We start from the raw sequence: 20,323 nt of genomic DNA, 5'->3' as shown, positions 1-20,323 counted from the left end.
ATTTCACCTATTCCAAAATAGTATTTTTTATAACTTTACCATCAAGTATAACTTCAAATCTATCACCCTTTTTAGCATACTCAATGTTTTGTACAAAATCTTCCTTTAAATTTTTAAAATCGGCAAGTACATATTGCTTTCCATTTTTAGTATATCTTGTGATTGTTAAACTGTGAGTTTCACCATCATCAGGTATATCTACATTTATTTCAGAAGGCCCTGTAGTATGTTCTTCTTTAGTTTGTTTACTTGAACTTTCACTATCTGTATTTTCATTAGAACTTTCATCCTGTCCTTTGCTTACAAATAATTCAATAGTTGTACCTTTATTTGCTTCTCCCTTTGGATTATAGTCTGATACTTCTCCAAACTCTACGCTTGATGAATTAACTTCTTCTATCTTAACTTCAAATCCCAAACTTCTCAATGTAAACTCAGCATCTTCAGCACTTAATCCAGATACCTTTGGAATATTTACAAGTTCCTTATCTTTTCCTGATGAAATATAAAGCTTTATCTTTGAACCAGCCGGGATATTTTCTCCACTAGCAGGTTCTTGTTTGAATATTTGCCCTTCTTCGACTTCTGTAGATGGTAAATTTGTAATATCTCCCACTAAAAGTCCCGCTTGGTCTAATAAAATTTTTGCTTGTTCCAATGTCTTTCCTACAAGTCCAGGAGCCGGGACTTCTTGAGGTTTTACATTTATTTTAATAGTGACTTTACTTCCCTCTTTTATCTGTTCTCCCGCCTTTGGATCTTGGTCTAATACTTCTCTATCTTTGACATTTAAATTTTCACCTTGGTCTTCTACAGCTTCTATATCAGCTATAAGACCCAATGATTCCAACTCTTCTTGTGCTTTTTTATCATTTTTACCGATAAGTTCAGGTACTGTTACTAAATCTGCTTTTTGTGAAGATTTAAATGCATTTGGTCCAACAAATAGTATTAAAAATACAAGTAAAACTGCACATATAATACCCAATATAACAGGTAGAGAAGATTTTTCTTTCTTTTTTGGTTCTCTAGGTTCTATTCTCTTTGCCTCACGGTTATAATTTTCAGGTCTACGCAAAACTTTTTTCGAAGACTCTCTGCCATTGTTTGAATATAAATTAGAAGTTCTTTCTGTCCTTGATGTATTTGTATACATATTAGGATTAGTCTTTCCAAGTTGAATATTTTTTATATCATTCATCAATCCCGAAACATCTGAATATCTATCATCCGGGTATTTTTGTGTCATTTTTAAAACTATTGCATCAGTTTCTTTAGAAATTTCATGAACCACAGTAGATGGTATAGGCATATTCCCTTGAACTTGCATAAGAGCAACTGATACAGGATTATCTGCATCAAAAGGAACTCTTCCAGTTAGCATTTCAAACATTACAATTCCTAGAGAGTAAATATCTGATCTATTATCTACTTTTGAGCCCCTTGCTTGTTCTGGTGAAAAATAGTGTACAGATCCCATTATCGCATTGGTTGCTGTTACAGTAGCATTATCTGCAACTCTTGCAATTCCAAAATCTGTAACTTTTACCCTGTGGTCTTTTGTCACCATTATATTTTGACTTTTTATATCTCTGTGAACTATCCCTTTGTTATGAGCTATTTTAAGAGCTTCTGTAATTTGAGCTAAATAATTTAAAGCTCTTTTTTCAGGAATTTTACCATCATCAGCTATTAATTCTTTTAAAGTTTTTCCATCTATAAATTCCATCACTATATAGTGTACTTTTTCGCCATCAACTTCTTCAGTTCCAACGTCATAGATACTAACTATATTAGGATGAGAAATACTAGCGGCCGCTAAAGATTCTCTTTTAAATTTTCTTATAAAATTGTTATCGTCATTGTATTGAGCCTTTAGCACTTTTATTGCTACTATTCTATCTAACTTGTGGCAATGAGCCTTATATACATCCCCCATACCACCTGTGCCAATTTTCTCCAATATTTCGTATCTATTGCCAAGTATTTTCCCTATCATTTAAGCACCTACTCAATTTCTATAATAATAAATGTAATATTATCCATTCCACCTGCATTAAGAGCTTTATTTAAGAGATTATCTCCCCAATTCTTCATCTCAGAATTCTTTAAAACTTCCAATATTTCTTCATTTGAAACCATATTAGACAAACCATCTGAACACATAAGTATTTCTCCGGTTGCTAAATCAAAATTTTTAACTTCAGCATTTAAATCTTCAGCTGTCCCAATCGCCCTTGTTATAACATTTTTCTTAGGGTGTTGTTTTGCTTCTTCCTCTGTTATTTCTCCTATTTCTACTAAATAATTTACAAAGGAATCATCTTTGGTTACTTGTTCAATTTTTTCGGCTATTTTATAAATTCTGCTATCTCCAACATTTGTATAGTAAAATTTACCTTGATATATATACCCTATGCTAATAGTTGTGCCCATTCCCCTTAAGTTTGAATCTTCTAATGATTTTTTGTAAACAACTTCATTAGCAATTTTAACTGACTCTTTTATTTTGGTAACGAGCTCATCGGAAGTTTTAAATTCACCACTTAATTTTTCAACAACCGTTTCAACAGCCAACCTCGATGCTGTTTCTCCGGCTAAATGTCCTCCCATTCCGTCTGCCAAAATAAATAAATTTCCATTCTCATTTGGAACATAATAAAAATCTTCGTTTATTTCTCTAATGTTGCCTTTATGAGTTCTATGAACAAACTTCATTAATACCACCTTCATACTTCCTTCTCAGTTGTCCACATGATGCACTTATATCTCTACCAAGTTCTCTTCTTACAGTTACTTCTGCTCCATAAGACATGAGTTCGGACTTAAACATATCTATTTCTTCAGCTGAAGGCCTGCCTTTTTGATATTCCTCTATTGAATTCAAAGGAATTAAATTTATATGATATTTAAATCCCTTTAATAAATTAAATAATTCGTAAGCATCTGATATAGACGAATTTTCTCCACTAATAAGTGTGTATTCAAAAGTTATTCTACTGTTAGTTTCATTTGAATAATACTTACAAGCCTCAATTAGGCTTTCTAAATTATATTTTCTATTTACCGGAAGCACTTTCGACCTCGTATCATCATTTGGACTGTGTAAAGATATAGCTAATGTAATTGGTAGATTTTCCTCTGCTAAATCGTATATTCTATCCACTATGCCACAAGTTGAAATAGTCATATTTCTATAACTCATGTTGTGTCCTTCTTCCGAATGAAGAATTTTTAAAAACTTTAGTGTATTTTCATAATTATCCAAAGGTTCTCCACTTCCCATCAAAATTATATTGGAAACTCTTATTCCCAATTTATTTTCAACGCTATATATTTGCCTTAACATCTCTGCCGAGGTTAAATTTCTTATGAGTCCTGCCTTTGTTGAAGCACAAAATACGCAACCCATTCTACACCCAACTTGAGTGGATATGCATTGCGAATAGCCATGCTTATATTTCATCAAAACTCCTTCTACTAAATTTCCATCATTCAACTTAAATAAATATTTTTTAGTGTCATCTAATTTCGAAGAAAATTCACACTCTATTTCTGCAATATCTAAGCTTCCAACTTCTTCTATAATATTTTTAGGTAGGTTAGAATTTTCAATATCTATTCTCTTGTTTTTATTAAAAAAAGTGTATAGTTGTTTTGCTCGAAACTTTGGATAATTCTTTTCAACTACCCAATCTTCAAGCTCTTTTAGTGTCATATTATTAATTTTCATTTATTTTTACCAATCTAGTTATAGCGAAACCATCCGTTCCTTGAATATTAGGGTATAATTTTAATGTTTCTCTATCCATTGTCTTCACTAGTTTAAAGTTTGGATTTTCTTTCAAAAATTTCAAAATAACATCTTCATTTTCTCCATTTGTGATAGTACAAGTTGAATATATTATCATACCTTTAATTTTAACATATCTCGCCGCATTTTTTAGTATATCACTTTGAATCTTTGATAAACCTTTAATATTTTCTAAACTTCTATTCCATTTTATTTCAGGCTTTCTTCTTATTAACCCCAAACCTGAACAAGGAGCATCTACAATAACTAAATCAAACCTGTTTTCTAAATTCTTATTATATATTGTAGCGTCATTTTTTATTATTCCATTCGTTCTAAGATTTAATCTTATAAAATTTTCGCCTACAAGAGATATTTTCTTGTCTGATATATCACAAGAAACTATAGTAGCATTTGGATTCAAAAGTTTTGCATTTATAGATTTCCCACCCGGTGCTGAGCACAAATCTAAAATATCTTCCGCCTTATAATCTGATAGCTCCACAGCTAAAATTGATGCTTCATCCTGAACATAAAATTGTCCTTGTTTGAAATTTTTTGTATCTATGATACCACTTGGATTTTCAATTGAGAGCCCATATTCTGACATCTTTGTCTTGTGTACTGTATATCCTTGACTCTCCAAATCTTTTTTCAATGATTCTCTATCTGTTAAATTAGTATTTACCCTTATTGTAAAAGGTGGCTTTTCATTATTAGCCATTAAAAGAGATTTCACAAAAATTTCATCATATTCTTTTAATAAACTTTGAACATACTCTATCGGATGTGAGTAGAGTATAGAAAACTTCTCCGCCACATTTTCAATTTCCTCAGTATAAAATGCAGACTGTATTATCTTTTCTTTTGAGTTTGATATGTTTCTAAGTATCGCATTTGTAAATCCTATAGAGCCTTTATTGCCATAGATTTTTGCAAGTTTTACAGATTCATCAACCACTGAATAGTTCGGTACTTTATCTAAAAATAAAATTTGGTAAACTCCTATCATAAGAATATTTAAAATAGTCTTATGTATTTTTTTTATTCTAATCTTTGAATTTTTTCTTATAACATATTCTAACAACAATCTGTTTTTGACTACTCCTGTTGTTATTTGAGTTAATAAATTGTAATCTCTAATATCGTCTTTAGGATTATATGCTATTAAAAGTTCTTCATTTAAAAAGGCCCCTTTATAAAGGACATTGTCAATTATAGAGAGCGCCTTTCTTCTAATATCTTTCACTATTTTATCTATCCCTCGAAATGTTCAACAATCTTAACAGTTGAAGAACTGCCATAACTGTTGAAGCTACATAAGTAAGTGCAGCTGCACTTAAAACTTTTCTCGAACCTGCAAGTGCTTCTTGACTCATATAATTTTCTAATTCTATTTGTGCTCTTCTTGAAGCATCAAATTCCACAGGTAGTGTAATTATAGTGAATGCAACTGACGCAGCAAAAAATATTATTCCAACGTCAACTAATACTCTTGAAAAAATCATTCCCATAATTACCATATATATTCCAAAGTTTGACCCTATATTTGCCATTGGAATTAAAACACTTCTAAGTTTTAAAGGCGAATATCCCTCTTGATGTTGTATGGCATGACCTACTTCATGCGCTGCTATCCCAAGAGATGCTATACTTCTTTTTGAATATACTCCATCAGATAGATTTAATTCTCTTGTCTGTGGATTATAGTGGTCCGTTAAATTTCCAGATACTCTATTTATTCTAACGTCGTTTAAGCCATGACTTCTTAATATACTCTCAGCGACTTCTGCTCCTGTCATTCCTGTTCCTGAATCAATTTTAGAATATTCAGAGTATGCTTTTTTAACTTTGTATTGTGCAAATAATATAAGCAATATTGCCGGCATTATATGAACTAAGTAATCATATCCGTACAAAAAATCAACCTCCTAATACAATCCCCTTTTCAAGACTATTCCCCAACATAAAACTCTTTGAGTCCATTCTCTTTTTATTTGGCATTTGAAGTTCTTTTATCTGTATTGCTCCATCAATAGTCTTAATTTTTAAATCGTCTAATAGTTCTCCAGCTATTTGGCCAGATACGTCTTCTACCTTTTCCGCTTTGAATATTTTTAGTCTTTCTCCTTTGTACGTAGTAAAAGCTCCGCCTCTATCTACCATGCCTCTAACCAATCTTTCAATTTGAAAAGTATTCATTGTGTTGAAGTCTATATTAGCTGTTTCTTTTGTTATCTTTTCTGCGTAAGTTGAAATTGACTCGTCTTGAGGAGTGTAATTTATATTTCCATTCTCCAACTCTGATAAAAATTTTAAAATCAACTTTGAACCCAACTTAGAAAGTTCCGTGCTCAATTCTTCTGAATTTAAATTTTCTATAGCCATAGATTCTGATAATGCAACATCACCTGTATCAAGACCCGTGTTCATTTTCATAATTGATATACCTGTTTCACTATCACCATCAATTATAGCTCTATTTATAGGTGCTGCCCCTCTTAATCTTGGAAGTAATGACGCGTGTATATTTATGCAGCCATACTTTGGCATTTCAAGTATTTCTTCTCTAAGAATTTGTCCATACGCAACCACTACAAACGCATCAGCCTCTACACTTCTTAACACTTCAATAGCTTCTTCGCTGTTTATATCTTCAGGTTGATAAACTTTTAATCCTAAATTTTCTGCACTTATCTTAACTTCAGGCGGTAATAGTTTTTTACCTCGTCCTTTTTTTCTGTCTTCTTGAGTTACAACCAACTCTACATCATGGTTTTCGTTAATTGCTTCAAGAGGCATTACAGAAAAATCAGGTGTACCCATAAACACTATCTTCAAATTACTCTTCCTCACTTATATCTTCTAAGTCTTCTAAATCAAACATTTCCTCTGCTCTGTCAGAATATAAAATTCCATCTAAGTGGTCTAACTCGTGTTGTATTACTGTAGCTAAAAATTCACTTGCTATAATTTCCTTTTTATTACCATCTTCATCCATATACTCAAGTTCAAGTTCGCTATATCTCTTAACTTTTCCTTGTTTTTGTGGAACTGACAAACAACCTTCCATACCCACTTGTTCACCTTTAGGATTTTTTATAACGGGGTTTATTAAAGTTAATTTATTTTCTTCTCTGTCATCTATAACTACAATTCTCTTTAAAATTCCAACTTGAACAGCAGCTATACCAACTCCATTTTCGTGATACATAGTTTCATACATATCACTTATCAATTCTTTAACTCTTGGTGTTATTTCACTAACTTCTTTTGATTTTTTTCTTAAAATTGGATCCCTATCTATTCTAATATTTCTAATTGCCATTAAATCACCTCTTAAATTCTACATCTATATATATATTTAAACGTTCGCTTTCATTTTTATGTTCATCTAATACCCTTTTTATCTGTTTAGATAACTCATCTATACTTTCAGGCCCCACCTTTAAAGTGAATTTAACCTTGTGTACATTTTGAATTTTAGGCATTGCTATTATTCTACTATATTGTACTTCATAACCAACTATTTTGCTTCCTATATCCATTAAAATTTCATTTGCAAATTTTTCTAAACTTAGATTCACTTCTGATGAAAAATATATATTTATCATCTCAACAAATGGTGGATATCCATACAATTTTCTATTTTCTATTTCCTTATTGTAAAATTCTCCATAATTAGAATTTGCTGAATACTTTATAGAATAATTGTCAGGCGAGTAAGTCTGCACCACTACGTATCCTTGGTCTACTGACCTTCCTGCCCTACCTGCTACTTGAGTTAAAAGATCAAATGTACTTTCTTCAGCTTTATAATCTGAAATGTGAAGTGATAAATCAGCAGCTATAACTCCAACAAGAGTTACATTTTCAAAATCTAATCCTTTAGCTAGCATCTGAGTTCCTATTAAAATATCAGCTTCTCCATTCTTCATCATTCCATAAAATGATTCGTACGAATCCTTTTTAGTTGTGGTATCTCTATCCATTCTTATTATTTTTTTATCAGGAAACAGCTTTTGACATTCTTCTTCAACTTTTTGTGTTCCTATTCCAAATTGTTTTATATACTTGCTTCCACAATTAGGACAAACTTTTGGAACAGGCTTGGTCTCTCCACAATAATGACATCTCAATCTATTAATCGATTTATGATATGTCATTGAAATATCACAGTTATCACAATTTATGACATGCCCACAACTTCTGCAAGATATAAAGTGAGAAAAGCCACGTCTATTTAAAAATAGTATTGCCTGTTTGTTTTGATTCATTGTATTTTCAAGTTTCCTTTTAAGACTTTCACTAAAAATAGAAATATTTCCATTTAAAAGTTCTTCTCTCATATCTACTATTCCTATTTCAGGTAACTTAGCCCCTGTTACAGCTCTTTTATTTAAAGTTAGTAAATTATATTTTCCTTCTTTAGCTTTATAATAGCTTGTCACATCAGGAGTCGCACTTCCCAAAACAACTTTCCCTTTTAATAACTCCATTCTCTTCTTAGCTATTTCAATAGTGTCATATCTAAGCCCACTATGAAATCTGTAAGAGTTGTCGTGTTCTTCATCTATTATTATAAGTTTTAAATTTTCAAACGGAGCGAACACTGCTGACCTTGCACCAACAACTATATCAACTTCCGAATTCTTTATCTTACGCCACGCGTCGTATCTCTCTCCCCTTGATAATTTCGAATGAATAACTGCAACTCTATCTTTAAATCTGCCTAAAAATCTTTCTATCATTTGAGGAGTTAGCCCTATTTCAGGCACCAGCATAATGACTTGCCCGTTTTCTTTTACAATATTCTCTGCTAATTTAAGATATACTTCAGTTTTTCCACTTCCTGTCATTCCATGCAGAAGAGATACAGTCTTATTAGTGCTTAAAACGCCTTCTACAGCGTTCAACTGCTCTACATTAAGAATATGAGCTCTATATTCCTTAAACTCTCTTAAGTCTCTATAAACTTCTCTATCAACTAACTTTATTAAATTTTTTATCTGTAGTGACTTCACTGGTGAATTTGAAATTTTTAAATCAGCTAGCAAATCAGATTGTTTTACACTTCCATTTTTAGATAGATATTTTATTACCATAGATTGTTTATCTGTGATTTTAAAATTCCCTTTAGATATTTTATCCAAGTAATTTTCATCAAGTTCTATAAATATTTGAGTTTTAACTCCACTTTCAGTATCTACTATGACTTCAGTTTTTATCTTTTTAAGTTCTAACATCTTAGAAATAAAATTTTTACTTTGGTTCTCCAAATCATATAGTTTTAATATATCTTCTTTAGATAAACCTTCCTTTGAAATTATTTTAAATTTTGTCCTCACTTTTTTAAAGTCTCCAGGAGGCATAATAGGAGCAAAACTTTGATTAAAACTTGTAAGATATCTCTCATGCATATAAAATCCAAGTTGAATCAAATCATCTGTTAAAATTGGCTCATAATCAATTTGTCTTAATACCTTTTTTATTCTATACTCATTATCACACGAATTTAAAACTTTTAAAACCATTGCAACTTTTGTTGAATTGCCCTTTCCAAATGGCACTAAAACTCTCATTCCCGGTTTTAAATCAAAATCAGTGGAGTATGTATATAAAATGTCTATTTTGGATATATTATTCTTTATAAAAACTTCTACAAATTTCATTTAACCCTCCACATCATAAAAAAAGCAAGAAATTATCTTGCTTTTAAAAATTCTAATACTTTGTCTAATATCACATGGGAAAGCTGTTCTTTAGACATTGTTCCCGGATCAGTAATATTTTTATTTCTATCGACTATTTTTACAGTATTTATATCTTTCTTAAAGCCCGCATTTTCTTGAGTTATATTATTTATAACAATCATATCAAAATTTTTAGACTCTAATTTTTTTAATCCATAGTTGAGTTCATCTCTTGACTCTGCCGCAAACCCAACTATAATTTGATTTGTTTTTATCGAACCGAAATGTTTCGCTATGTCAGTATTTGGAACAAGCTCTATTGAATTCATATTCGCATCAGCTTTTTTTAACTTATCTTTACTATAATTTTTAGGTTTAAAATCAGCCGGAGCTGCTGCTTTTATCAACACATCAGTTTTTTTAAAATGTTCCTCTACGGCATTATACATATCTTGTGTACTAAACACCTGCACAAATTTATCAACGTTAGGTCTTGTTAAATTTGTAGGACCTGAAATCAAAATTACCTTAGCACCTCTTTTAGTAGCCGCCTTCGCCAACTCATATCCCATTTTCCCACTTGAATGATTTGATATAAATCTAACAGGGTCTATAGACTCTTGAGTTGGGCCTGCTGTAATTACAAAATTATACCCTTCTAAATCTTTCTCAGCTAAATGAAAATCTATCAAGTCGACAATTTGTGATGGCTCTAACATCTTCCCATCACCAATATCATTGCATGCAAGTAAGTCATGTTGTGTCTGTGTTACAATTACTCCACGATTTTTTAATTTACTCATATTCTCGATATTTGCTTCTGAATTTAACATATAAGTATTCATTGCTGGAACTATCATAACCTTTGACCTACTAGCGCTGAGTACAGTAGTTAATAAATTATCTGCTATCCCCGTGGCAAATTTTGCAATTGTATTTGCACTTGCCGGGGCAACAACGATCATATCTGCCCATTTTGCCAATGATATATGTTCTACATCCATATTTGATAATTGCTCAAACATCTTGTAGTGTACAACATTGTTTGACATTGTCTGAAAAGTTAGAGGAGTTACAAACTCAGTTGCAGACTCCGTCATCACAACTTTTACATTAGCTCCATTTTTCTTTAATATGCTTACTATCCCTGGAGCTTTATATGCTGCAATCCCTCCAGTAACACCTAATAATATATTTTTATTCTTGAGATCCAATTAAATCTTCTCCAGTTGTTTCAATTTCACTACTTACTTCAACATCTGATTCATCATTATTCTTTAGGCTATTTAACTTAGCCTCTCTTTGTGCTGCTATTTTTTGTGAATATTCTTTATCACTCATTGGTTTCCCAAATTTCACAGCGCCATTTATAATTTCTTCTATTGCAATAGAAACCGGTTTTTCATGTTTAGTTTTTATTAGTGGGTCATTTCCATCTACTATTTTTCTAGACCTTTTAGAAACTAACATTACAAGCCCATATCTACTGCTTGATATTTTCCTTAATTCATTAAATGAAGGAATGTTCATTCCTTATTTCCTCCTCTTTCTGCCATAACTTCCGCTTTAATATCTTTATGACGTTTTACCCTCAACTTTTCAGCTTCAATTATGTTTTCTATATCTTTTACTGCATTTTCAACTTTATTATTAACTACAAAATAGTCATATTCTCCAACAAAGTCAAGTTCTTTAAAAGCATTTTTAAAACGTGTATTAATTTCCTCTTCCGTTTCAGTATCTCGTTTTATAAGTCTAGACTTCAATTCATCCATTGTTGGTGGTAAAAGAAAAATAAATACAGCTTCCTTATATCTTTTCTTAATTTGTAGGGCTCCTTGAACATCTATTTCAAGTAATACAATTTCGCCCTTTTCTATTTCATCAAATACAAACTTTTTCGGAGTTCCATAATAGTTGGTATGGACAAAGGCATATTCTAATAATTCATCTTGCTCAACCATTTTTTCAAATTCTTCAATTGTGGTGAAGAAATAATTTTCTCCATTTACTTCGTTAGGTCTAGGTGTCCTAGTAGTTACTGATGTTGAAAAAGATATCTTGTCATTTTTCTCCATTAAAGCTTGACTAACTGTTCCTTTCCCACTACCTGAAGGACCTGATAGTACTAGTAAAAATCCTGCTGACAAAAGACCACTCCCCTCTATTCTATATTTTGAATTTGTTCTCTTAATTTCTCTACTTGTGATTTCATATCTACTACAAGCCCTAAAATTTCAACATTTGTAGATTTAGACCCTATAGTATTAATTTCTCTATTAATCTCTTGAACTAAAAAATCGAGTTTTCTACCCACCGGTTCATTAGATTCTATTATACTATCAAATTGTGAAAGATGTGAGAAAAGCCTTCCTATTTCTTCATCGATTGCTAACTTGTCAGCCATTATAGCTGCTTCAGTAGTAAGCCTTTGAATGTCTAATTTTTCTTCACTTATGATAGATTTTATTTTATCTTCAATTTTCTTTAAGTTCTCTTCTATAACCTTAGGTGCTCTTTCATCTACATTGCGAACCATTTTGTGAAATATAAATTTATCTTTTTTAAGTATCTCTTTTAAATTATTTCCTTCTTCTTCTCTCATTTCTATCAAAGTATCTATTGCCATTTTAGTAGCCTCAAGTATAGATTCCTTGTAGAAAGTTGAGTCATTTTCAACTTGATGCACTTCAAGTACACCTTCTCTTAAATATAAATCACTAAGTCCAATAGGTTTTTGAATATCAAATTCTCGACTTAGGGAACTCAAAGCACTATGATAGTTTCTTGCAAGTTCTAAGTTAGCCTTTACTTTCATATTGTCAGAATTGTATATATCTAAATTTATATAAACATCCAATTTTCCTCTTGAAATTCTTTCTTTTATACTCTTTCTAACTACTTCTTCAAGATTGAATATAATTTTAGGAAGTCGTATATTTATATCAGTAAATCTACTATTCACCGACCTTATTTCAACTTTCAAATCGAAGTTTTCATTTTCAATTCTTCCAACTCCGTATCCGGTCATACTTCTCATAGTTCACCTCATTTTAACAATTATAACTCACATGAGACTTTTATGCCATATTAGTTATAAAGTTACAAAAAAAATAAGAGAATCTCAAAGATCCTCTTACTTTTTAGCAACAAGACTTAGATTATTTAAAATTTAAATATAGGCCCCGCAAATAAACATGGCTCAATATTTTATTTTACAACTATATTATATATTTTCTTAGGCACATAGATTTCTTTTACTACTTGTTTTCCTTCTATTTGTGTCTTATAGTTTTCATCTTCTTCAACTACTTTTTTTACTTCATCTTGAGTTGCATTCTTAGTTATTTTTACAGTGTATCTGACTTTGCCATTGAATTGAACGGGTATTTCTATTTCATCATCAATAGTTTTAGATTCATCATATATAGGCCATTTACTTTCATTCAAATATCCGCCTAGTTTATTTGCGTCCCATAGTTCTTCAGTTATATGTGGTGCAACAGGATTTAACAACATTAAGAAAGTTCTAAAATCTTTTCTTGATATCTTACCAAAACTATTAAACTCATTAGTTAGACTCATAAGAGCTGCAATAGCAGTGTTTGCCTTTAGATTTTCATAGTCTTCTGATACTTTCTTAATTGTCTTATGAATTGACTTTTCAAGTTCAGTTGTATATTCTTCTGAGTCTGTTAAAAGTTCTTGAAGATTCCAAACTCTTTCTAAAAATCTTCTAGAACCTTTTACACCATTTTCTGACCAAGGTGCATTCTTTTCAAAATCTCCTATGAACATTTCATAAGTTCTCAAAGTGTCCGCTCCATATTGATCAACTATTTCATCAGGATTTACTACATTTCCTCTTGATTTAGACATCTTTTCGCCATTGCCACCAAGAATCATACCATGAGATGTTCTCTTAGCATATGGTTCTTTAGTAGGTACAATTCCTAAATCATATAAGAATTTATGCCAAAATCTTGAATACAGCAAGTGTAGTGTTGTATGTTCCATTCCGCCATTATACCAATTAACAGGAGTCCAATATTTAAGAGCTTCAGGATCAGCCAATGAATTATCATTTTTAGGGTCTGTATATCTTAGATAGTACCAAGAAGATCCGGCCCATTGCGGCATAGTATCTGTTTCACGTTTTGCAGGTTTTCCACAATGAGGGCAAGTAGTATTAACCCATGAATCTATATTTGAAAGCGGACTTTCTCCATCATCTGTCGGTTCATAATTTTCTACTTCCGGTAAAAGTACAGGAAGTTCTTTTTCTGGAACTGGAACCCAACCACAATCTTCACAATAAACTAGAGGTATTGGCTCTCCCCAATAGCGTTGTCTTGAAAATACCCAGTCTCTTAGCTTGTAGTTTACTTTTCTGTGTCCTATGCCTTTATCTTCTATGTGTTTTAACATAGCTTCAATTGCTTCTTTTACGTTTAAACCATTAATAAAACCTGAGTTAATCATAATTCCAGTGTTAGTGTCTGTGAAAGCTTCTTCTTCAATATTTCCGCCTTCAATAACCGGAACTATTTCTAATCCGAATTTTTTAGCAAATTCAAAGTCACGTGTATCATGTGCAGGAACAGCCATTATAGCTCCGCTTCCATAAGTCATAAGCACATAATCTGATATCCAAATAGGTATTTCTCTATTTGAAATAGGATTTATAGCTTTTATTCCCTTTAATTCAACTCCTGTTTTACCTTGATTTAATTCGCTTCTTTCAAAGTCGGATTTCTTTGAAACTTCTTCTTTGTAAGCTTCTATTTCATCTATATTTTCTAATTTATCTTTAAACTCTTCAATTAATGGATGCTCTGGTGCAACAACCATATATGTTGCTCCAAAAATTGTGTCTGGTCTTGTAGTAAAAATTTCAAGTTCATAATCCAAATCTTTTAATGTGAATTTGATTTCAGCCCCTTCGCTTCTACCAATCCAATTTTTTTGTTGAGTTTTTACTCTTTCAATGTAATCTACATCATCTAAGTCATTGATAAGTCTTTCTGCATATTCTGTAATTTTTAACATCCATTGACTCTTGACTTTTCTTACTACTTCAGTTCCACATCTCTCACAATGTCCTCCGATAACCTCTTCATTAGAAAGTCCTACTTTACATGATGGGCACCAATTTATAGGCATTTCATGTTTATAAGCAAGTCCTTTTTTGTACAATTGCAAAAATATCCATTGTGTCCATTTATAGTATTGCGGATCAGTGGTATTGATTTCTCTAGACCAGTCAAAAGAGAATCCTATAGATTTTAACTGTTGTTTAAATCTTGCAACGTTATCAGCTGTAACTTTTGCTGGATGTATTTTGTTTTTTATAGCATAGTTTTCTGTAGGAAGTCCAAATGCATCCCATCCCATTGGATAAAGTACATTATAACCTTCATATCTCCTCTTTCTCGCAACTATATCAAGTGCCGTATAGGGTCTTGGATGCCCTACATGTAGTCCTTGTCCTGATGGATAGGGAAACTCTACCAATGCATAAAAAGGTTCTTTATCATAGTCATTTTTTGTTACATAAGTATCATGTTCGTCCCAAAAATCTTGCCATTTCTTTTCTATATCTTTTGGATTATAACCTGACATATTTCCTCCTAAAATTCTGCTGTTCCTACCGTTCTTGGGAATGGTATGACATCTCTTATATTCTTAATTCCTGTTATATACATGACTGCTCTTTCAAATCCTAATCCATATCCTGAGTGAGGTACTGAACCGTATCTTCTAAGATCTAAATACCAAGAATAATCTTCTAAATTCATTCCCAAAGATTCCATTTTCCCTTCTAATACTTCTAATTTATCTTCTCTTTGGCTTCCGCCAATTATTTCTCCAACTCCTGGAACTAATAAGTCCATTGCCGCTACTGTTTTCTTATCTTCATTTTCTTTCATATAGAAAGCTTTTATTCCCTTAGGATAATCTGTAACGAACACCGGCTTTTTATAAAATTCTTCTGTTAAATATCTTTCGTGTTCAGTTTGTAAATCAACACCCCATTCAACAGGATATTTAAATTCAGCCTTTGAATTTTTAAGCACTTCTATAGCTTCTGTGTAAGTAACTCTTCCAAAATCAGAATTAACTACATTGTTTAGTCTTTCTAAAAGTCCTTTATCTACAAAACTATTAAAGAAATTCATTTCTTCTTCTGCATTTTCAAGAACATACTTTATTATATACTTTAGCATTTCTTCAGCTATGTCCATATTTACGTTAATATCGGCAAATGCAATTTCCGGCTCAATCATCCAAAACTCTGCAGCATGTCTTTGAGTATTTGAATTTTCCGCTCTAAATGTAGGTCCAAATGTGTATACATTACCAAATGCCTCTGCGAAAACTTCTGCTTCAAGTTGACCTGAGACTGTTAAATTAGTAGCTTTTGAAAAGAAATCTTCAGAAAAGTCTACTTTACCTTCTTTCTTTGGAACATCATTTAAATCTAAAGTTGTAACTTGGAACATTTCTCCGGCACCTTCCGCATCTGATGCAGTTATTATTGGCGTGTGAACGTACACAAATCCTCTGTCTTGGAAAAATTTGTGAATGGCATATGCAATTATAGATCTAACTCTAAAAACTGCATTAAATAAATTTGTTCTCGGTCTTAAATGTGCTTGAGTTCTCAAATATTCCACAGTATGTCTTTTCTTTTGAAGTGGATAAGTCGGCTCTGATATACTAATAGGAGTAACTTTTTTAGCATGTACTTCTATACTTTGTTTTGATCCTGGGCTTTCAACTACAGTACCTTCTATTTTTAAGGAAGAGCTGATAGTATACTTTTCAATTTCTGAGAAGTTGTCCACTTCATCACCATAAACTATTTGAAGGCTTGAAAAAGATGATCCGTCATTCAGTTCTATAAAACCAAAATTCTTAGATGCTCTACTTGTCTTAATCCAACCTTCAATTACAATTTCTTTATTCAAATAATTTTTACTGTTTTTTAAAACTTCTCTAACTGTTAATTTCATACTTCCTCCTATCGTAACAATGTATTTCATTATAGACAAATACTGTGATTTTGTCAATTTCAGGGCTATTTATAATGTTTGATTTTAGATAAAAATTTATTAAATTTTTCTTCATAGCCATGCTCTGTTGGATGGTAATAAATTTTATTAATCTCCTCCGGGAGATACCTTTGTTCAACATATCCATTGGGAAAATTGTGTGGATAAATATATTTTTTGCTCTCATCTATATTTGGAGAATGCCTGTCTCTTAAATGCATAGGCACAGTGTAATTTCCCTTTTTTACATCTTCCAATGCCTCATTTATTGCAAGATAAGCTGCATTCGACTTAGGTGCACAAGCAAGATAAGCGGTTACTTGAGCTAAATTTATTCTACATTCAGGCATTCCTATAACATTTACTGCATCAAAAGCTGCATTAGCCAACACTAAACCCATTGGGTCTGCATTAGATATGTCTTCTGAAGCTAAAATAATAAGTCTTCTTGCTATAAATTTTGGGTCTTCTCCTGATTCAAGCATCTTCGCCAGATAAAATATAGCCGCATCCGGATCTGAACCCCTAACAGATTTTATAAATGCAGAAATTACATCATAGTGATTGTTTCCATTTTTATCATAAACTAAGTTTTTCTTTAGAATACAGTTTTCTACATCCTCAACCGTTACACTAACTATTCCGTCTACGGAATCAGTAGAAAATACAGCTATTTCTAAAGAATTAAGTGCAAGCCTTGCATCCCCCGAGCAAACTTCAGCTAAAAAATTTATCGCTTCTTCATCTATTTGCACATTGAGACCATTAAAAGCTTTTTCTTTTTTTAATGTCATTCTTATCAACTCTTCAATTTCATCAACTGACAAGGGATTTAAGTTCAAAATTTGACATCTAGATATCAGAGCTCTATTCACTTCAAAATATGGATTTTCTGTAGTTGCTCCTATTAATGTTATTATTCCTTTTTCAACAAATGGTAGTAATGCATCTTGCTGAGTCTTATTGAATCTGTGTATCTCATCTATAAATAATATAGAGTTAATATTTTCAAATTTTAGAGAGTCTTCAGCTGTAGTCAAAGTTTCTCTCAATTCTTTCAAATTTGAAGTAACTGCTGAGAGTCTTAAAAATTGTTTATTTGTAGTTATAGCTATAATTTCGGCAAGTGTTGTCTTACCAACTCCTGGTGGCCCATAAAATATTATCGATGGAACTCTATCCGATTTTATTACTCTTTCAAGATACTTTCCCCTTCCAACTAAATGTTTTTGTCCTATGAAGTCTTCTAACCTCTTAGGTCTCATTTTTGAAGCTAAAGGTTGTTTATCCTCTAAATTATTTTCTAAGTTCAAACTAAATAAATCCATCACTTTCTATTCTTTATTATTTCCTCCAACTCAATAAAAAAGCTCTCAACATCTTTAAATTGTCTGTATACAGATGCAAATCTTATATAAGAAACTTCATCTAAATCTTTGAGTTCTCGCATTACCAAATCTCCTATTTCATTCGAAGTTATTTCTCCTTTAAATGAGTTATTTACTTCCCGTTCAATATTCCATGCCGCTTTTTCAATATCTTCTGCAGAAACAGGCCTTTTTTCTACAGACTTAATCATTCCCTTTATTATTTTAGATACATCAAATGTTTCACGAGTTCCATCTTTTTTAATTACCATAATAGGTGTCTCCTCTATTTTTTCATATGTGGTGAACCTATTTTTACACTTATTGCATTCTCTCCTTCTCCTTATTGCATTACCTTCATCTGTAGGCCTTGAATCTAAAACTTTTGAATCGCCATATCCGCAATGTGGACACTTCATAATTAACCTCCGAATTTATTAAAAAAAAGACCTCATCTAAGATGAGGTACTACTTTCTTATATTTCTTAAAAATGGTGGAATTTTAAGATCCCCACTATCTTTTTCACTAGCCTTTTCAGTTTCTCTTTTAAACTCAGTTCTTGGAAATGAAGAAGATGTCTTTGTTTTTTCTTCCCTATATTGATCAAACTCAGTAGCTATTACAGTAATCTTAACCGCATCTTTAAGTGTTTCATCAATTCCTGCACCAAAGATTATGTTGGCATCTTCATCTACACAATCACGTATTAAATCAGCCGCTTCATTAACTTCAAAAATTCCTAAATCATTACCTGCTGTAATGTTAAGAAGTACAGATTTTGCACCTTGAATTGAAGTTTCAAGAAGTGGAGAGTTAATTGCCATCTTAGCAGCTTCTTGAGCTCTGTCGTCTCCTGAAGCAATACCAATACCCATGTGTGCTACACCTTTATCATACATAATTGTCTTGACATCGGCAAAGTCTAAGTTAATTAGATTAGGTACTGAAATCAAATCAGATATACCTTGAATACCTTGCTTTAAGATATCATCTGCCATTTCAAATGCTTTTGAAAAACTAGTCTTTTTATCTGAAATAGATAAAAGTCTGTCGTTCGGAATAATTACAAGTGTATCTACAACTCCCTTAAGTGCATTAATTCCACGTTCTGCTGATTTTGCTCTCTTATGACCTTCAAATGTAAATGGTTTTGTAACTACACCAACAGTTAAAAGACCCATTTCTTTTGCAACATCTGCAATTACAGGAGCAGCTCCTGTACCAGTTCCACCGCCCATTCCGGCAGTGATAAATACCATATCAGCTCCTTCTAAAGATTCTCTAATTTCATCTCTAGACTCTTCAGCTGCTGATTCTCCAACATCAGGGTCAGCTCCAGCTCCTAATCCTTTTGTTAATTTTTCTCCAATTTGTATTTTATTTTCAGCTAATGCATTTTTTAAAGCTTGTCTATCAGTGTTAGCTACAATATATTCAACACCTTTTACTCCCGCATTAATCATACGGTTTACAGCGTTATTTCCACCGCCGCCTACGCCCACAACTTTAATTTTTGCAAATTCGTCATGGTCCATATCGAAATCCAACATACACATCCTCCTATTAAAACGTCTTTATCATAAACTTATTTATATTTTATGAAATAATCTTCAAATAGTCAATATTTAGAGAAAATTATTGAATTTCATCTAAATTTTCTTCAATATTTTCTCTATTATGATCATCCACCATAACTATTGGATCTTCCTTGTCCAATTCAATTATTCTGGCATTTTTCGCAGTTGCTTCTATATCTTTTAAAATTTCTTCAAGCATTCTAAACTTATAATCCAAATTTTCTAATTTCCCGATTACAATTTGAATACCATCTTTAGTAAACAATGAATAGGTTCCATTTAAATCTATATTTTCTATTTTTGAATAGACAGGTTGCTTGACAAGTTCTTTAAAAAATTCAATTTTATTGTCATCTTTGTATATCTTTTCACCTAAATTTAATTTCTTTAAATTGTCTTTAATTTCTGGAACTTCAGCTTTGGAACTCTCTTTAGATATAATCTTCATATCTTCATCAAGCATATAGTATTCTAAAAAATTTTCTATTTGAAATTTAGGTATTCTTTCTTCAAGTTTAATTACAGCTTCTCTTTTAAAATTAAAACTAATTTTTGCAGATTTTACTAAAGGTATTTTTTCTAAATCCCTCTCTCTACTATTAGGCGAAATAGAAAAGTAACTTTGTCCAACTTTTATTCCCGAAACTTTTATAACTTCTGTAGACTTTAATCTTTCAGCACCCTCTACTCTAACACTTATAACATTAAATGCACCAACTTTATTTAAAGTAAAAATTGCGATCAAAATTATAACTGAAAATAAAAAAAGTCTATTCATAAATCTTTTTCGTTTTCTTCTATATTCATATTTTGCAAGCCTTACCTGTCTCTTCATAT

The 20,323-nt window shown here is 31.7% G+C and carries 18 protein-coding genes; all 18 read right to left on the bottom strand.

From position 1 onward, the window contains the following. Positions 1-7: 7 nt before the first annotated feature. Positions 8-1,999, bottom strand: a complete 1,992-nt coding sequence (pknB, locus tag SOR77_RS01225) for a Stk1 family PASTA domain-containing Ser/Thr kinase (protein ID WP_320635391.1) — start codon at positions 1,997-1,999, stop codon at positions 8-10. Positions 2,000-2,007: 8 nt separating this feature from the next. Continuing rightward, positions 2,008-2,718, bottom strand: coding sequence for a Stp1/IreP family PP2C-type Ser/Thr phosphatase (locus SOR77_RS01220; RefSeq protein ID WP_320635390.1), 711 nt, complete (start codon positions 2,716-2,718; stop codon positions 2,008-2,010). Further along, positions 2,702-3,733, bottom strand: coding sequence for a 23S rRNA (adenine(2503)-C(2))-methyltransferase RlmN (gene rlmN / locus SOR77_RS01215; RefSeq protein WP_320635389.1), 1,032 nt, complete (start codon positions 3,731-3,733; stop codon positions 2,702-2,704). The genes SOR77_RS01220 and rlmN overlap by 17 nt, the downstream gene beginning before the upstream one ends. Continuing rightward, entirely contained in the window at positions 3,723-5,042 is a 1,320-nt protein-coding gene (gene rsmB / locus SOR77_RS01210; RefSeq protein WP_320635388.1) for a 16S rRNA (cytosine(967)-C(5))-methyltransferase RsmB, read from the bottom strand. Before rsmB ends, rlmN begins: the two co-directional genes overlap by 11 nt. Positions 5,043-5,046: 4 nt before the next feature. Then, positions 5,047-5,712 (bottom strand): zinc metallopeptidase, encoded by a 666-nt coding sequence (locus SOR77_RS01205; protein ID WP_320635387.1) that lies wholly within the window; start codon positions 5,710-5,712, stop codon positions 5,047-5,049. A 4-nt stretch (positions 5,713-5,716) separates the two neighbouring features. Continuing rightward, positions 5,717-6,625 carry a methionyl-tRNA formyltransferase gene (gene fmt, locus SOR77_RS01200; protein WP_320635445.1) on the bottom strand — a complete coding sequence of 303 codons (909 nt, stop codon included), beginning with the start codon at positions 6,623-6,625 and terminating at the stop codon, positions 5,717-5,719. Positions 6,626-6,635: 10 nt separating this feature from the next. Further along, the gene (gene def, locus SOR77_RS01195) at positions 6,636-7,121 is read right to left on the bottom strand and encodes a peptide deformylase (RefSeq protein WP_320635386.1); all 486 of its coding nucleotides are present in this window, start codon (positions 7,119-7,121) and stop codon (positions 6,636-6,638) included. A 4-nt stretch (positions 7,122-7,125) separates the two neighbouring features. Further along, positions 7,126-9,465, bottom strand: a complete 2,340-nt coding sequence (gene priA / locus SOR77_RS01190; protein WP_320635385.1) for a primosomal protein N' — start codon at positions 9,463-9,465, stop codon at positions 7,126-7,128. A gap of 32 nt (positions 9,466-9,497) precedes the next feature. After that, entirely contained in the window at positions 9,498-10,700 is a 1,203-nt protein-coding gene (gene coaBC / locus SOR77_RS01185) for a bifunctional phosphopantothenoylcysteine decarboxylase/phosphopantothenate--cysteine ligase CoaBC (RefSeq protein WP_320635384.1), read from the bottom strand. After that, positions 10,684-11,016, bottom strand: a complete 333-nt coding sequence (gene rpoZ / locus SOR77_RS01180; RefSeq protein WP_320635383.1) for a DNA-directed RNA polymerase subunit omega — start codon at positions 11,014-11,016, stop codon at positions 10,684-10,686. The genes coaBC and rpoZ overlap by 17 nt, the downstream gene beginning before the upstream one ends. After that, on the bottom strand, positions 11,013-11,636 hold the full coding sequence (gmk, locus tag SOR77_RS01175; protein ID WP_320635382.1) for a guanylate kinase: 624 nt from the start codon (positions 11,634-11,636) through the stop codon (positions 11,013-11,015). The genes rpoZ and gmk overlap by 4 nt, the downstream gene beginning before the upstream one ends. Before the next feature lie 14 nt (positions 11,637-11,650). Further along, complete coding sequence (locus SOR77_RS01170; RefSeq protein ID WP_320635381.1) at positions 11,651-12,526, bottom strand: YicC/YloC family endoribonuclease; 876 nt, start codon at positions 12,524-12,526, stop codon at positions 11,651-11,653. A gap of 170 nt (positions 12,527-12,696) precedes the next feature. After that, positions 12,697-15,108, bottom strand: coding sequence for a leucine--tRNA ligase (gene leuS, locus SOR77_RS01165; protein WP_320635380.1), 2,412 nt, complete (start codon positions 15,106-15,108; stop codon positions 12,697-12,699). 8 nt (positions 15,109-15,116) lie between these two features. After that, positions 15,117-16,502 (bottom strand): asparagine--tRNA ligase, encoded by a 1,386-nt coding sequence (gene asnS / locus SOR77_RS01160; RefSeq protein ID WP_320635379.1) that lies wholly within the window; start codon positions 16,500-16,502, stop codon positions 15,117-15,119. A 65-nt stretch (positions 16,503-16,567) separates the two neighbouring features. Then, a complete protein-coding gene (locus SOR77_RS01155; RefSeq protein WP_320635378.1) occupies positions 16,568-17,869 on the bottom strand; it encodes a replication-associated recombination protein A in 1,302 nt (433 codons plus the stop codon). Then, a complete protein-coding gene (gene nrdR, locus SOR77_RS01150; protein WP_320635377.1) occupies positions 17,869-18,327 on the bottom strand; it encodes a transcriptional regulator NrdR in 459 nt (152 codons plus the stop codon). The genes SOR77_RS01155 and nrdR overlap by 1 nt, the downstream gene beginning before the upstream one ends. Before the next feature lie 49 nt (positions 18,328-18,376). Beyond that, on the bottom strand, positions 18,377-19,459 hold the full coding sequence (gene ftsZ / locus SOR77_RS01145; RefSeq protein WP_320635376.1) for a cell division protein FtsZ: 1,083 nt from the start codon (positions 19,457-19,459) through the stop codon (positions 18,377-18,379). 85 nt (positions 19,460-19,544) lie between these two features. Beyond that, positions 19,545-20,321, bottom strand: coding sequence for a cell division protein FtsQ/DivIB (locus SOR77_RS01140; protein WP_320635375.1), 777 nt, complete (start codon positions 20,319-20,321; stop codon positions 19,545-19,547). Positions 20,322-20,323: the final 2 nt, after the last annotated feature.

This window comes from Peptoniphilus sp. (assembly GCF_034090345.1).
GTDB lineage: Bacteria > Bacillota > Clostridia > Tissierellales > Peptoniphilaceae > Peptoniphilus.
Note: the sequence above shows the minus strand (reverse complement) of the source record. Positions and strands in the feature narration are given on the sequence as shown.

What these genes read in the sequence shown, in the direction of transcription:
- pknB (WP_320635391.1), bottom strand. Translation starts at nt 1,999, where the DNA reads ATGATAGGGAAAATACTTGGCAATAGATACGAAATATTGGAGAAAATT.
- SOR77_RS01220 (WP_320635390.1), bottom strand. Translation starts at nt 2,718, where the DNA reads ATGAAGTTTGTTCATAGAACTCATAAAGGCAACATTAGAGAAATAAAC.
- rlmN (WP_320635389.1), bottom strand. Translation starts at nt 3,733, where the DNA reads ATGAAAATTAATAATATGACACTAAAAGAGCTTGAAGATTGGGTAGTT.
- def (WP_320635386.1), bottom strand. Translation starts at nt 7,121, where the DNA reads ATGGCAATTAGAAATATTAGAATAGATAGGGATCCAATTTTAAGAAAA.
- priA (WP_320635385.1), bottom strand. Translation starts at nt 9,465, where the DNA reads ATGAAATTTGTAGAAGTTTTTATAAAGAATAATATATCCAAAATAGAC.
- rpoZ (WP_320635383.1), bottom strand. Translation starts at nt 11,016, where the DNA reads ATGAACATTCCTTCATTTAATGAATTAAGGAAAATATCAAGCAGTAGA.
- SOR77_RS01170 (WP_320635381.1), bottom strand. Translation starts at nt 12,526, where the DNA reads ATGAGAAGTATGACCGGATACGGAGTTGGAAGAATTGAAAATGAAAAC.
- leuS (WP_320635380.1), bottom strand. Translation starts at nt 15,108, where the DNA reads ATGTCAGGTTATAATCCAAAAGATATAGAAAAGAAATGGCAAGATTTT.
- asnS (WP_320635379.1), bottom strand. Translation starts at nt 16,502, where the DNA reads ATGAAATTAACAGTTAGAGAAGTTTTAAAAAACAGTAAAAATTATTTG.
- SOR77_RS01155 (WP_320635378.1), bottom strand. Translation starts at nt 17,869, where the DNA reads ATGGATTTATTTAGTTTGAACTTAGAAAATAATTTAGAGGATAAACAA.
- nrdR (WP_320635377.1), bottom strand. Translation starts at nt 18,327, where the DNA reads ATGAAGTGTCCACATTGCGGATATGGCGATTCAAAAGTTTTAGATTCA.
- ftsZ (WP_320635376.1), bottom strand. Translation starts at nt 19,459, where the DNA reads ATGTTGGATTTCGATATGGACCATGACGAATTTGCAAAAATTAAAGTT.
- SOR77_RS01140 (WP_320635375.1), bottom strand. Translation starts at nt 20,321, where the DNA reads ATGAAGAGACAGGTAAGGCTTGCAAAATATGAATATAGAAGAAAACGA.